Genomic DNA, 13,589 nt, shown 5'->3' on the forward strand with positions numbered 1-13,589 from the left:
AACGAGCGAGTCGAAACGAGCTTCCCTAGGCTGGGGACCATGCGCTTCGGAACCTTCATCCCCCAAGGCTGGCGATTCGATCTCGTCGGCATCGATCCCTCCGAGCAGTGGGCGGTGATGAAGGGGCTCGCCCAACGCGCCGACGCCGGGCCGTGGGAGTCCCTCTGGGTCTACGACCACTTCCACACGACCCCGGTGCCGAGCGACGAGGCGACGCACGAGGCGTGGACGCTCATGGCGGCCTTCGCGGCCTCGACCGACCGCATCCGTCTCGGCCAGATGTGCACCTGCATGGGCTACCGCAACCCCGCCTACCTCGCCAAGGTCGCCGCCACCGTCGACATCGTCTCGGGCGGACGCACCGAGATGGGCATCGGCGGCGGGTGGTACGAGCACGAGTGGGAGGCGTACGGCTACGGCTTCCCGCCGGTTCCGGAGCGGCTGCGGATGCTGCGCGAGGGCGTCGACATCATGCAGCAGGCCTGGACGACCGGGCGTGCCACGCTCGACGGCAAGCACTATCAGGTGGACGGCGCCATCGTGCAGCCGCTGCCGCTGCAGGACGGCGGAATCCCCCTCTGGGTCGCCGGCGGCGGCGAGAAGGTCACGCTGAAGATCGCGGCGAAGTACGCGTCGTACACGAACTACGCCGGCTCGCTGGAGGACATCGATCGTAAGAGCGCCATCCTCCAGGGCCACTGCGACGCGCTCGGACGTGACTTCTCCGAGATCACGCGCACGTCGAACTTCAACACGATCGTCGGTGCGACCGAGGCCGAGGCGCGCGACCGCCTGGCCGCGGTCAAGGCGCGTCTGCTGCCGCACGTCGGGCAGGAGCGCGCCGACCACATCGAGCACGACTACCTGACGTCGCCCGCGTTCGGCACCCCTGAGCAGGTCGCCGAGCGCCTGGCCGAGCGGGAGCGCCACGGCATCGCCTACGCGATCCACTACTTCCCCGAGGCCGCCTACGACCTCTCGGGCGTGGAGCTGTTCGAGCGCGAGGTCGTCGCGGCGCTGTCCTGACGCATCGCGTACACGAAAGGGTGGGTCCTCACCGCGGCATCGGCGGGCGCCCACCCTTTCGCGATTCCCGCGCTGCAGGGGCGGCGGGAGTCCGAGGTCAGAGCAGCGACGCGACCGCCGCGTACCCGTGAGGGTCGACGTCGGGGGAGCCCGCCGGCCCGCCGAAGACGCGCGTGATGCCTGGAGCGCCCGACCATGCCGGCCAGCCGGGATCGGCGTCGACGATCAGGCCCACCGCAGCCGCGTGCGTCTGGTCGGCGAGCTGCTGCGGAGGGTTCGGTCCGGTCAGCGGCTCGATCTGCACCGAGTCCAGGCAGTCGAACCAGAACGGGACGTCGATGCAGTGCACCGCCGATCCGTTCACCGCGCCGGGCTGCGACGAGCGGAACGCGTAGCGGTAGACCCACGTCGGAGCAGCGCCGCGTGCCCGCGCCGTGCGGACGACGGTGCTGCGGAACATGCGGTCGGTGATGTAGCGGCCGAGCACGGCCGCGTGTCCGCGCGCCACCACGTCCCGGTTCGCCGCGAGGTACGCCTTGCGCTGCGCACCCTTGAGCCCCGACCGACCGAGCAGAAGGCTCAGCGGGATCCAGCGGAGCGTGTTCGCCCGCCCCGCCACGACCATCGAGAACTCGTCGTCGGTCGCGCCGAGCACGAGAGGCTTGTCGGCGCCGACGCCGGCCGCGAGCGAGGCGATCGTGGGCCGGGTGAGCAGGTCGCCGTCGATCGAGGGGCCGAGCAGCAGGCCGTCGTCGAGCAGCTTGGTGATGGCGTCCGGGCCGGCCACGCTCGTCGCCTCCTTCTGCGCCTCGACGATGCGCTCCTCCGGCACCGTCCCCAGCGCGGCGCGCGTTGAGGCGACGCCGACGCGCGCCGCGACATCGCGTCCGATCGCCTCCCAGCGATCCGTCGCGACGTCGGCGGTGGCGCCGGACAGCGCCCACACCGAGTGGAACAGGTGCTGGGCCGCCGGCATCCCGAGCAGCGTCAGCACCGCGCCGCCGCCGGCGGACTGTCCTGCGATCGTCACGCGCGACGGATCGCCGCCGAAGTTCGCGATGTTGTCCTGCACCCACTGGAGGGCCAGCAGCCAATCGCGCACGCCGCGGTTGGAGGGGGCGTCCTCGATCCAGCCGAACCCGTCGAAGCCGAGCCGGTACGAGATCGTCACGGTGACCACGCCGTCGCGGTTGAACGAGCGGCCGTCGTACCAGGGGCTCGCCGGCGATCCCGCGAAGTAGCCGCCGCCGTGGATCCAGACGAGCACCGGGAGCGCAGCATCCGTCACTCCGGGAGCCGGGGTGAAGACGTTGACATTGAGGGTCGACTCGCCCGGCACGGACGGCTCGGGGATGAGGGTCACGCCGGGGTCGCCGCGTTGCGCGGTGGCGCCGAACGCGAGGGCGTCGCGCATGCCCTCCCACGGCTCGGCGGGCACGGGGGCGGCGAAGCGCAGCGCGCCGACGGGAGGCTTCGCGAACGGGATGCCGAGGAACGCGGCCGATCCGCCGGCACCCGGCTCGCCCCGCCAGAAGCCGCGCACCCTCCCGGTGAGGGTGTCGGCCTCCGCGTACCGGAGGGCGGTGGTGGTCTCTGTCATGGGGTGGGTCCCTTCTCGCCCTTGCCGGGGGCGGGCGACGCGGGCGCGAGGAGCTCGAACAATGCCGCCAGCGGCGCGGCCATGTCGACGTCGGGTTCGAGCATCCACTGCACCTGCATGCCGTCGGCCACCGCCTGGAAGAGGCGTGCCACCGTGTCGGGATCGACACGATCGGTGATCTCGCCGGACTGCTGCTGGGCCGCGACCGCGGCGGCGAAGAACCCGCGCAGGCTCTCGCCGCGGGCGACGAAGAACTGGTGAGCGGGATGCTCGGGATCGGCCGCGTCGACCGACAGCCGGGCGAACAGGTGCACGAGCCCGGGGACGTCGGCGTTGTGGCGGATGATGTCGAGGTAGCCGGACCGGATGTCGAGCTGCTCGCCGCTGCGGGCCGCGGGCGGGCCCTGCTGGAGATCGCGGCCGAGGCCCTGCCCGACGGAGTCGAGCTCGTCGCGTTTGCGGAGGATCTCGGTGAAGAGCTCCTCCTTGCTGTCGAAGTAGTGGAGGAGTCCGGCCTGGCTGAGGCCCACGGCATCGGCCAGCTCTTTCACCGATGCACCGCGATAGCCCTCGCGGGCGATGACGTCCAGCGCGCGCGTGAGGATCTCCTCGCGCTTCGCGACGCCCTTCGCATAGGAGCCTCGTCGCCCCGGTCCGGTCTCTGTCATGAGAGAAGTAAACCCGAGTATCCCTTGATTTCTCAAAACCAAGTAACGTAAGGTTTTCGCGAGCGAGCTCACCGCCGAGCGCTCGCCACCCCCTCAGCATGGAAGGACCTCCATGAGCATCCCCGATGTCACGGAACTCACCCTCGAAGAGAAGGCGTCGCTCACCAGCGGTGCGAGCTTCTGGTACACCAAGCCGATCGACCGTGCGGGCGTGCCCGCCGTCATGGTGACCGACGGCCCGCACGGCCTGCGCAAGCAGCGCGAGGGCGGCGACCACCTCGGCATCGGCGACAGCGTGCCCGCCACGTGCTTCCCGCCCGCCGTGGGCCTCGGCTCGTCGTGGGACGTCGACCTCGTCCACCGCGTCGGCGAGGCCCTCGGCACCGAGACCTCGATCGAGAACGTCGCGGTGCTGCTCGGCCCCGGCATCAACATCAAGCGCTCGCCCCTGTGCGGCCGCAACTTCGAGTACCTCTCGGAGGACCCGGTCGTGTCGGGCGTCCTCGGCGCCGCGATCGTGCAGGGCATCCAGTCGAAGGGTGTGGGCACCTCGCTCAAGCACTTCGCGGCCAACAACCAGGAGAACGACCGCATGCGGTCCTCGTCCGACGTCGACCCGCGGCCGCTGCGCGAGATCTACCTGCGTGGGTTCCAGCGCGTCGTCGAGGACGCCCAGCCCTGGACCGTCATGTGCTCGTACAACCGCATCAACGGCGTGTACGCCTCGGAGGACCCGTGGCTGCTCACCCAGGTGCTGCGCGACGAGTGGGGCTTCGAGGGGCTCGTGGTGTCGGACTGGGGCGCCGTCAACGAGCGCGTGCCGGGCCTCGCCGCAGGCATGGACCTCGAGATGCCGTCGTCGAACGGCGTCACCGACGCGCAGATCGTCGCGGCCGTTCAGGACGGCTCGCTCGACGAGTCGGTGGTGGATGTCGCAGCCGGCCGCGTGCTCGACCTCGTGCGCAAGGCGAGTGAGGGTGCCGGAGCGGTCGCAGGACCGCTCGACGTCGACGCCCACCACGCCCTCGCCCGCGAGGCCGCCGGCCGCTCGATCGTGCTGCTCAAGAACGACGGCGGCGTGCTGCCGCTCGCGAAGGACGCGAAGCTCGTCGTCATCGGCGAGTTCGCCGAGAAGCCGCGCTACCAGGGCGCCGGCTCCTCGATGATCAACCCGACGCGCCTCGACACCGCGCTCGATGGGATCCGCGCGCTCGCGAGCGGTGACGTCGCGTACGCGCAGGGGTTCAGCAACGCGCTAGAGGTCTCGGTCGACGAGGCCACGGCGCTGCGCGACGAGGCCGTGGCGGCAGCATCCGTCGCCGACGTCGCCGTGCTGTTCCTGGGCCTGCCCGCCCGTCTCGAGTCGGAGGGCTACGACCGCGACGACATCGACCTGCCCGCGGCTCAGCTCGCGCTCGTCGACGCGGTGCTGGCGGCGAACCCGAACACCGTCGTGGTCCTGTCGAACGGCGGCGTCGTCTCGCTGCCGTTCGCCGACCGCGTGCCGGCGATCCTCGAGGGCTGGCTGCTCGGTCAGGCCGGCGGCGGCGCGACCGCCGACGTGCTGTTCGGCGATGTCAACCCGTCGGCCAAGCTCACCGAGACGATCCCGGCGCGCCTCGAGGACACGCCCGCGTTCCTCGACTTCCCCGGCGAGTTCTCGCACACCCGCTACGGCGAGGGCATCTTCGTCGGCTACCGCTGGTACGACGCGCGCCGCCTCGAGGTCGCGTTCCCGTTCGGGCACGGCCTGTCGTACACGTCGTTCTCGTATGCGGATGCTGCGGCTCAGGTCGACGCGAGCGGCGACGTCGAGGTGACCGTGGCCGTCACGAACACCGGCGACCGCGCGGGCCGCGAGGTCGTCCAGGTCTACACGTCGCTGAGCGGATCGTCGGTGCAGCGCGCGCCGCGTGAGCTGAAGGCGTTCGCGTCGGTCGCGCTCGAACCGGGCGAGACCCAGGTCGTGACGCTGACCGTGCGTCGCAAGGACCTCGCCTACTGGGACATCCGTGCCGACCGCTGGGTCGTCGAGGGCGGCGAGTACACGGTCGATGTCGCGGCGTCGAGCCGCGACATCCGCTCGTCCGTCGCCGTGACTGTCGAGGGCGACGCGCTCACGCTGCCGCTGTCGCGCACGTCGTCGATGGGCGAGGTGCTGAGCCACCCGATCGCGGGCCCGGTGGTGCAGGCGGCGATGGCGCAGATGATGGGCGGCCTCGGCGACAGCGCGGCCTCGATCATGCCCGAAGGCGTGGACATGTCCAAGATGATGGAGTCGTTCCCGATCGGCCGCATCGGCATGATGGGCGCGCTCGCCGGCGACGGCGGCGCGGCCGGCCCCGAGATGATCGACGACCTCCTCGCGATGGCCAACGCCCCGCAGCAGGACTGATCCGCAAGACCGGATGCCTCGGCGCCGAGCCCCTTCAGGGTTCGGCGCCGAGGCATCCGGCGGCTCCGGGTGTCAGCTGTTGAGGAAGGCGAGCAGCGCCTCGTTGACCTCGGCGCCGTGGGTCCACAGCAGGCCGTGCGGGGCGCCCTCGATCTCGACGTACGTGGCGTCGGGGAGGAGTTCCTTGAAGCGCCGGGCCGTCTTGTCGATCGGCAGGATGTTGTCGGCGGTGCCGTGCAGGATGAGCGCGGGGACGTCGACGGCGGGGATGTCGGCGCGGAAGTCCGTCGGCCAGGTCAGCGGCGCAGCGGCGATCGCGGCGTTGCCGGCGTAGGTCGCGACCTGGATGCTCGCATCGAGCGCCTCCTGCGAGATGCGCGAACCGAGCGTGTCGTCGAGGTTGTAGAAGTCCTTGTAGAAGCCGGCGATGAAGGCGTAGCGGTCGTCGCGCACGGACTGCGCGATCCCGTCGAAGAACTCCTGGGGACCTGCCCCGTCGGGGTTGTCGTCCGTGATGAGCAGGAACGGCTCGAGCGAACCGAGGAACGCCGCCTTCGCGATGCGGCCGCTGCCGTAGCGCGACAGGTAGCGCGCGATCTCGCCTGTGCCCATCGAGAAGCCCACGAGCACGGCGTCGCGGAGGTCGAGGTCCTCGATGAGCGCATGCAGGTCGCCGGCGAACGTGTCGTAGTCGAACCCCGAGCCGACCTTGCTCGACTGCCCGAATCCGCGGCGGTCGTACGCGATCACTCGATACCCGGCGTCCAGCAGCGCCGCCTGCTGCTTGCCCCACGACTCGCCGTTCAGCGGGAAGCCGTGGATCAGCACCACGGGCTGGGCGTCCGACGGTCCCTGGTCGGTGTAGTAGAGGTCGATGTCCACCGAGTTCTCGGTCCCGACGGTGATGTACGCCACGATCGCTCCTTCCGGATCGCGAACGGATGCCGCGACCCTGCGTTCGACGCTAGGCCGCGGCATCCGTCATCGCCAGTGTCTTGCGCCCGCTCGTCACGAGCGTTCACACGCCGTTCAAGAGCGAGGCGTCTGCGCCGCGCGCGGGGCGTTTCGACTCGCTCGTTCCTCGCTCGCTCAACGACCGGAGTTCCCGGGTGTTCGGCTCGCTCGTTCCTCGCTCGCTCAACGACCGGAGCTCCCGGGTGTTCGGCTCGCTCGTTCAACGACCGGAATTCCCGGGGTGTTTCGGCTCGCTCGCTCGACGACCGGAGTTCCTGGGGCGTTTCGGCTCGCCCGCTCGACGACCGGAGTTCCCGGTCGTTGAGCGAAGGGCGCTCTGGCGCCCGCAGTCGAAACGCGTCGGGCCCGCGAGCAACCCGGGCGCGAGACCGTCAGTCGCGCGCGGCGCCTGCCGACGGAGTGACCGTGAAGATCGTGGGAGCGGCGAAGCCCGCGGCCGCGAAGGCGGCGGTGGCGGCATCCGTCACGGCCTGCACCTTGTCGTGGGCGACCAGCGCGATCGCGGCACCGCCGAAGCCGCCGCCGGTCATGCGGGCGCCGACGGCACCCGCCGCGAGCGCGGCCTCGACCGCCGTGTCGAGCTCGGGGACGGAGATCTCGAAGTCGTCGCGCATCGAGGCGTGCGACGCGACGAGGAGGTCGCCGATCGCGGACGGGCCCTGCTCGCGGAGCGTGCGCACGGTGTCGAGCACGCGCTGGTTCTCGGTGACGACATGGCGCACGCGGCGGTATGTGACGTCGTCGACCAGCTCAGCGAGTCGCGGGAGGTCCTCGACACCCACGTCGCGGAGTGCCGGCACGCCGAGGGCGGCCGCACCGCGCTCGCAGGCGGCGCGGCGCTCGCCGTAGCCGCCCGTCGCGTGGGAGTGCTTCACCCCGGTGTCGATGACGACGAGCTCGAGGCCTGCGTCGGCGAAGCCGAGGTCGATGACCTGGGCCTCGAGCGAGCGGCAGTCCAGGAAGATCGCCGCGTCGGCGCGGCCGAGGAGCGACGCCATCTGGTCCATGATTCCCGTCGGCGCGCCCACCGCCTCGTTCTCGGCGCGACGCCCGACCTTCGCGAGCGCCACACGGTCGACGGAGATTCCCCAAGTGTCGGCGAGGGCCACGGCGGTCGCGCCCTCGATCGCCGCGGACGACGACAGGCCTGCGCCCACCGGCACGTCCGACGCGAAGGCGAGATCGACGCCGGTGACGGCCCGCGGATCGGTTCCGGATGCCGCGAGCAGCGCCCATGCGACGCCCAAGGGGTAGCGGGCCCACTCGGGGACGTCGTCCCGCTGCGCGGGGAAGAGCGCGTCGAGGTCGTCGAGGGCGACCTCGACGGTCGCGTCGTCGAAGGTCGAGGCGACGCGCACGCGGAAGACGCCATCGGCGCGCGGGGCGAGCGCGACGTGGGTGCGGTGCTGGATCGCGAACGGCAGCACGAAGCCGTCGTTGTAGTCGGTGTGCTCGCCGATGAGGTTCACCCGTCCGGGCGCCGACCACGTGCCGTCGGCGTCGGCGCCGAAGCGAGTGGCGAAGAGGGCGCGCGCGATGGCGGCGGTACGGATGTCGGTGGCGGTCACAGGGTCTCCTCGGGGATGGATGCGACGGCGTCGCGCAGCGCCGCTGCGGCCGTCTCGGGCGGGACGTCGCCGATCCAGGCACCCATGGCGGCCTCGGATCCGGCCAGGAACTTGAGCTTGTCCGCCGCGCGGCGCGGCGACGTCAGCTGGAGGTGCAGGCGCGCGCTGTCGCGGCCGCGGTGCACCGGCGCCTGGTGCCAGGCGGCGATGTACGGGGTGGGGGTGTCGTAGAGCGCGTCGACGCCGCGCAGCAGCCGCAGGTAGAGCGGAGCGAGCTCGTCGCGCTCGGCATCGGTCGTGCCGGCGAAATCCGCGACGTGGCGGTGCGGCAGCAGGTGGATCTCGATCGGCCAGCGCGCGGCGAAGGGCACGAACGCCGTCCAGTGCTCGCCCTCGAGGATCACGCGATCGCCGGCGCGCTCGAACTCGAGGATGCGGGAGAACAGGTCGGGCCCCTCGCGGTCGATCGAGGCGAGCAGGCTCGTCGTGCGCGGGGTGATGTACGGGTACGCGTAGATCTGCCCGTGCGGGTGGGGGAGCGTGACGCCGATCGCCTCGCCCCGGTTCTCGAAGGGGAAGACCTGCTCGATCCCCGGCAGTGCCGAGAGCGCGGCGGTGCGGTCCGCCCACGCCTCGATCACGGTGCGGGCGCGGGTCGCCGAGAGCGAGCCGAACGAGCCCGAGTGCTCGGGGCTGAAGCACACGACCTCGCAGCGGCCCACGCTCGTGCGGGTGCGGCCGAGACCGGGCGCGACGAGGTCGTCGAGGTCGCGGGGAGCGTCGACGCCGGCGGGCGCATCGCCGTGGGCGACGGCGAGCGCGGGGCCGAACGACGGCGACTTGTTCTCGAACACGGCCACGTCGTACAGCGACGGGATCTCGGACGGGTTGGTCGGCGTCTGCGGGGAGAGCGGGTCGAGGTGCGCCGGTGGCAGGAAGGCGCGGTTCTGCCGGGCCGCAGCGACCGACACCCAGTCCCCGGTGAGCACGTCGCGGCGCATCGTCGCGGTCTCGGGTCGCGGCGCGAGGTCGCGCGCGTCGACTGCACGGTCGGGGCCGAGGGTCGTTTCGGGGTCGTCGTAGTAGATCAGCTCGCGACCGTCGGCGAGGCGGGTCGGGCGCTTCACCACGCCCGCGCCGAGCGTCTCGGCGGGAAGGTCCTGGGCGGACACGACGGTGTCATCCTGCGGCATGTTCACGTCAACACGGTAGCAACTCGGCTATGTTATCGTCAACACGGATGCTGCGACCCGATGTGACATCGACGGCATCCCAGCGGATCGGGGTGGGGCATGACGGCCAGACGCGTGTCGATGGCGGACGTCGCGGAGCGCGCGGGCGTCTCAGGTCAGACCGTGTCGCGCGTGGTGAACGCGAGCCCTCGCGTCGACCCCGAGACCCGCGCGCGCGTCGAAGCGGCCATGACGGAGCTCGGCTATCGCCCGCACCGGGCCGCGCGGGCCCTGCGCACCGGCCGCACGCAGACCATCGGGCTCGTGGTGTCGACGCTCGCCTCGGTGGGGAACTCGCGCATGCTGCAGGCGGTGGCGGATGCGGCGGCCACCCGCGGCTACGCGCTCACGGTGGTGACGCTCGGCGCCGACGGAGACGTTGCCGCGGCCTTTGAGCGACTCGCCGAGCAGGGCGTGGACGGGGCGATCGTGCTGAACGAGGCGACGGCCCGCGTCCGCGGAGCCGATGTCGGCGCCGCCGGGCTCCGGCTCGTGGTGGTCGACTCGCCCCGCGACGATCGGTTCGGCGTGGTCGAGACCGACCACGCCGGCGGTGCGAGATCCGCCGTCGAGCACCTGCTCGCCCTCGGGCACCCGACCGTCCACCATCTCGCCGGCCCCGAAGGCTCCTTCGCCGCGGCGGAGCGCGAACGCGGCTGGCACGAGGCGCTGTCGGCGGCCGGTGCCCCCGTGCCGCCTGCGGTGCGCGGAGATTGGACGTCCGCGTCGGGCTTCGCGGCAGCATCCGCTCTTCTCGCATCCGCGACCGCCGTCTTCGCCGCCAACGACCAGATGGCACTGGGGGTGCTGCGCGCCGTGGCCGAGTCGGGGCGCACCGTGCCGGGGGACGTGAGCGTGGTCGGCTTCGACGACGTGGCGGACGCCGCCGACTACCGGCCGCCTCTCACCACGGTGCGGCAGGACTTCGACTCTCTCGGCGCGCGCGCGGTCGCAGCCCTCGTCGACGGGATCGAGGCCGACGCGCCGGCCGCGTTCGAGACCGTGCCCACGCGCCTCGTCGTGCGCGAGAGCACCGCGCCCGCCCCAATCCCCGGTCGTTGAGCGAGCGAAGCGAGTGCGCCGCGCCCGCCCCAATCCCCGGTCGTTGAGCGAGCGAAGCGAGTCGAAACGCCTCGAACCCGGCGCAGACCGAGGGGTCGAGGCGTTTCGTCTGCGGGCGCCGGAGCGCCCTCCGCTCACCGAGCGGGGGTCGCGGCCTGGCGGGCCTCCCAGCCGGTGCGGACCATCTCGTCGACGCTGTAGCGGTTCTTCCAGTCCAGGTCGCGGGCCGCGAGCTCGCCGGTGGCGACGATGCGGTCGGGGTCGCCGGGCCGGCGGGGTGCGATCTCGGGCGTGAAGTCGATGCCGGTGACGCGGGCCATCGCGTTCATGATCTCGCGGACGCTGAGGCCGTTCTGCGAGCCGAGGTTGTACGCGGGCTCGATCGGGCGGTTCGCGAGCAGGCGCTGAGCGGCCGCGACGTGGGCCGCCGCGATGTCGGCGACGTGCACGTAGTCGCGCACGTTCGTGCCGTCGGGGGTGTCGTAGTCGTCGCCGTTGATGCGGGGCGTCTTCCCCGCGAGCAGCGCCTCGAACACGAGCGGGAAGAGGTTGTGCGGGCTGGTGTCGTAGACCGACGGGTCGCCCGAGCCGACGACGTTGAAGTAGCGCAGCGCGGTGTAGCGCAGGGCGTGCTCGGAGGCGGCCGTCGCGATCGCCTGGTCGCGGATGATCCACTCGCCGATGAGCTTCGACTCGCCGTAGGGCGAGGCCGGGCGCTTGGGCAGGTCCTCGGTGACGAGCGGGACGTCGGGGGTGCCGTAGACCGCGGCCGACGACGAGAAGACCAGGTTCGCGACACCCGCCGCCTGCATGGCGGCGAGGAGCACGCGCGTGCCCTCGACGTTCTGCGCGTAGGTGTGCAGCGGACGCTGCACCGAGACCCCGGCGTACTTGAAGCCGGCGAGGTGGATCACGCCCATGACCTCGTGCTCGCGCAGGGTGCGCTCGACGAGTTCGCCGTCGAGGATCGACCCCTGCACGAACGGCACGCCCTCCGGCACGAACGACGCATGCCCGCTCGAGAGGTCGTCGATCACGACGGAGTTCAGGCCCGCATCTGCGAGCGCACGGACGATGTGGGCGCCGATGTAGCCGGCGCCTCCGGTCACGAGCCAGGACATGTCACTCCGGATTCAGGTGGGGGCGGATGCGCCGAGCGGCGCCGCCTCCATTCTGCCCGGTCGACGGATGCCTCGAATCCGATGTCGGCCGGGCGGGCGGGGTGCACGGCGTCGGAGGTTTCGGCCGACACGCCGGGTCGCGGCATCCGTCATCCGGCGTGTCGCGCGAGGGCTCCGATCTGTGCACCGGTGCCGAGCCTCAGACCCGGGCGGTCCAGCGCGCCGCGCGCTGGAGCAGTGCCACGTGTTCCGGGGCGTCGTAGGAGCGCTCGTCGTGTCCGAGCGAGCACACGACGGCACGGGTCGGCGCCTCCCGCACCCACACGGCGGCGTGCTCGGCACCGTCGACGTCGTGCACCGCGAGGACGCGTGCGCCGTCGTCGACCACGAGGTCGCTGTAGCGCTCGTCGAAGACGTCGAGGTGGGGCATCCGTCCGCTCACGGGGTGATCGCCGTCGACGACCCGCACCCGCGCGTCGCCGATCGGGGGGTGCCACGAGAGCCCGGGCTGCCACTCGCCGCCGATGGCCTCCCGCCAGGCGGGGTGGTCGCGCAGGCTCGAGAGCGCGGCGTGCACGGCGATGAGCCCGATGCCGCGGGCGATCGCCGAGCGGAGGCCGGCGTCCGCCGCGGGGTCGGCGCGATGCCCCAGCTCGGTCGCGCCCTCGCGCCACGGGTCGCCGGCGTTGACGACGAGCAGGTCGAATCCGTCGAGGCTCGAGAGCGCATGGTCGACATCGTCGTCGACCGTGACGTCCCAGCCGTCCGCGCGCAGCGCGTCGGCGATGCGGGAACTGGTCGCGGGGAACGGATGCCACGGGTCGGCGTACCGGCCGGTTCCGGTCGCGATCACCGCGCGGCGTGGGCTGGACTCGGCTTCCGGTCGCTCCATGGATACCATGATCTGCAGGATAACGCTTTCCCGTGCTCGTGTCGGCCGGAAAAGACAACACCGCGCACGCCCGAGGAGAATGACGCCATGGCTCACACCGTCGTGATCGCCCCTGATTCGTTCAAGGGAACGATCGGCGCGGCCGCCGCCGCCGAGGCCCTCGCCGCCGGGTGGCGCCGCGAGAGCACCGACAGCGACCTCCGGCTCCTGCCGATGGCCGACGGCGGCGAGGGCACCGTCGACGCGTTCGCGGCCGCGGTGCCGGGCGCGCAGCGCATGCCGGTGACCGTGACCGGCCCCGAGGACGAGCCCGTCGCGGCGTCGTGGGTGCTGCTGCCGCCGACGCCCGACGCACCCCACGGGACCGCCGTCGTCGAACTCGCGAACACGAGCGGCATCGAGCTGCTCGGCACCCCGCCGCGCCTGCGCGCCTTCGATGCGCACACGCGCGGCTTCGGCGAGGCGATCGCCGACGCCCTCGCGCACGGCGTCTCGCGACTCGTGCTCGGCATCGGCTCGAGCTCGTCGACGGACGGCGGCACCGGCATGCTCACCGCTCTCGGAGCGCGATTCACGGATGCTGCGGCCCGGCCCGTCATCGCCGGCGCACGTGGGCTCGGCTCCGTGGCGGCGGCCGACCTGTCCGAACTGGCGCCGCTCCCGCCCGGCGGTGTGACGGTGCTCAGCGATGTGACCAACGAGCTCCTCGGCTCTCGCGGGGCGGCTGCGGTGTTCGGGCCGCAGAAGGGTGCGCTGCCCGACGACATCGCGGTGCTCGACGCCGGGCTCGCGCGGCTCGCCCAGCTGGTCGACGCCGACCCCGAGACTCCGGGCGCCGGCGCGGCGGGCGGGACCGGGTTCGGACTGCTCGCGTGGGGCGCGAGCCTCGTGCCCGGTTCGGCGGCGGTCGCAGAGCTGGTGGGACTCGACGCGGCGGTGGCCGAGGCATCCGTCGTCGTCACGGGCGAAGGGTCGTACGACGGCCAGTCCGCGGCGGGCAAGGTGCCCGCCCACGTCGGCGCGGTCGCCGCCGCGGCCGGCGTGCCGGTC

Annotated in this window: 11 protein-coding genes; 4 read left to right on the forward strand and 7 right to left on the reverse strand. The window is 72.2% G+C overall.

Features of this window, described 5'->3' with window-relative positions:
* The first annotated feature begins 39 nt into the window (after positions 1–39).
* Positions 40–1,026, forward strand: a complete 987-nt coding sequence (locus tag AC3A46_RS10210) for an LLM class F420-dependent oxidoreductase (protein ID WP_487665089.1) — start codon at positions 40–42, stop codon at positions 1,024–1,026.
* 97 nt (positions 1,027–1,123) lie between these two features.
* Here the strand turns inward: AC3A46_RS10210 and AC3A46_RS10215 are convergent, their stop codons facing one another.
* Both AC3A46_RS10215 and AC3A46_RS10220 read right to left on the reverse strand, forming a co-directional pair.
* A complete protein-coding gene (locus tag AC3A46_RS10215) occupies positions 1,124–2,626 on the reverse strand; it encodes a carboxylesterase/lipase family protein (protein WP_487665090.1) in 1,503 nt (500 codons plus the stop codon).
* Positions 2,623–3,294: a TetR/AcrR family transcriptional regulator gene (locus AC3A46_RS10220; protein WP_487665091.1), complete on the reverse strand. Its 672-nt coding sequence runs from the start codon at positions 3,292–3,294 to the stop codon at positions 2,623–2,625. The genes AC3A46_RS10215 and AC3A46_RS10220 overlap by 4 nt, the downstream gene beginning before the upstream one ends.
* 112 nt (positions 3,295–3,406) lie before the next feature.
* Here AC3A46_RS10220 and AC3A46_RS10225 point away from each other — a divergent pair, with 112 nt between their 5' ends.
* Positions 3,407–5,689: a glycoside hydrolase family 3 C-terminal domain-containing protein gene (locus AC3A46_RS10225; protein WP_487665092.1), complete on the forward strand. Its 2,283-nt coding sequence runs from the start codon at positions 3,407–3,409 to the stop codon at positions 5,687–5,689.
* Positions 5,690–5,761: 72 nt separating this feature from the next.
* Here AC3A46_RS10225 and AC3A46_RS10230 read toward each other — a convergent pair whose 3' ends face one another.
* The 3 genes from AC3A46_RS10230 to galT form a co-directional block, all read right to left on the reverse strand.
* The gene (locus AC3A46_RS10230) at positions 5,762–6,604 is read right to left on the reverse strand and encodes an alpha/beta fold hydrolase (protein ID WP_487665093.1); all 843 of its coding nucleotides are present in this window, start codon (positions 6,602–6,604) and stop codon (positions 5,762–5,764) included.
* 431 nt (positions 6,605–7,035) lie between these two features.
* The gene (gene galK / locus AC3A46_RS10235; protein WP_487665094.1) at positions 7,036–8,232 is read right to left on the reverse strand and encodes a galactokinase; all 1,197 of its coding nucleotides are present in this window, start codon (positions 8,230–8,232) and stop codon (positions 7,036–7,038) included.
* Positions 8,229–9,425: a galactose-1-phosphate uridylyltransferase gene (gene galT / locus AC3A46_RS10240; protein ID WP_487665100.1), complete on the reverse strand. Its 1,197-nt coding sequence runs from the start codon at positions 9,423–9,425 to the stop codon at positions 8,229–8,231. Before galT ends, galK begins: the two co-directional genes overlap by 4 nt.
* A 99-nt stretch (positions 9,426–9,524) precedes the next feature.
* Between galT and AC3A46_RS10245 the strand changes: the two genes are divergently transcribed.
* Positions 9,525–10,526, forward strand: coding sequence for a LacI family DNA-binding transcriptional regulator (locus tag AC3A46_RS10245; protein ID WP_487665095.1), 1,002 nt, complete (start codon positions 9,525–9,527; stop codon positions 10,524–10,526).
* Between the two features lie 134 nt (positions 10,527–10,660).
* Here AC3A46_RS10245 and galE read toward each other — a convergent pair whose 3' ends face one another.
* Complete coding sequence (gene galE, locus AC3A46_RS10250; RefSeq protein ID WP_487665096.1) at positions 10,661–11,647, reverse strand: UDP-glucose 4-epimerase GalE; 987 nt, start codon at positions 11,645–11,647, stop codon at positions 10,661–10,663.
* 199 nt (positions 11,648–11,846) lie between these two features.
* Complete coding sequence (locus tag AC3A46_RS10255; RefSeq protein ID WP_487665097.1) at positions 11,847–12,539, reverse strand: ThuA domain-containing protein; 693 nt, start codon at positions 12,537–12,539, stop codon at positions 11,847–11,849.
* Between the two features lie 87 nt (positions 12,540–12,626).
* Here AC3A46_RS10255 and AC3A46_RS10260 point away from each other — a divergent pair.
* The coding region (locus tag AC3A46_RS10260; protein ID WP_487665098.1) for a glycerate kinase at positions 12,627–13,589 on the forward strand (963 nt) is incomplete at its 3' end.

This window comes from Microbacterium sp. Soil_C_42, from assembly GCF_057656735.1.

What these genes read in the sequence shown, in the direction of transcription:
- AC3A46_RS10210 (WP_487665089.1), top strand. Translation starts at nt 40, where the DNA reads ATGCGCTTCGGAACCTTCATCCCCCAAGGCTGGCGATTCGATCTCGTC.
- AC3A46_RS10215 (WP_487665090.1), bottom strand. Translation starts at nt 2,626, where the DNA reads ATGACAGAGACCACCACCGCCCTCCGGTACGCGGAGGCCGACACCCTC.
- AC3A46_RS10220 (WP_487665091.1), bottom strand. Translation starts at nt 3,294, where the DNA reads ATGACAGAGACCGGACCGGGGCGACGAGGCTCCTATGCGAAGGGCGTC.
- AC3A46_RS10225 (WP_487665092.1), top strand. Translation starts at nt 3,407, where the DNA reads ATGAGCATCCCCGATGTCACGGAACTCACCCTCGAAGAGAAGGCGTCG.
- galT (WP_487665100.1), bottom strand. Translation starts at nt 9,425, where the DNA reads ATGCCGCAGGATGACACCGTCGTGTCCGCCCAGGACCTTCCCGCCGAG.
- AC3A46_RS10245 (WP_487665095.1), top strand. Translation starts at nt 9,525, where the DNA reads ATGACGGCCAGACGCGTGTCGATGGCGGACGTCGCGGAGCGCGCGGGC.
- galE (WP_487665096.1), bottom strand. Translation starts at nt 11,647, where the DNA reads ATGTCCTGGCTCGTGACCGGAGGCGCCGGCTACATCGGCGCCCACATC.
- AC3A46_RS10255 (WP_487665097.1), bottom strand. Translation starts at nt 12,539, where the DNA reads ATGGAGCGACCGGAAGCCGAGTCCAGCCCACGCCGCGCGGTGATCGCG.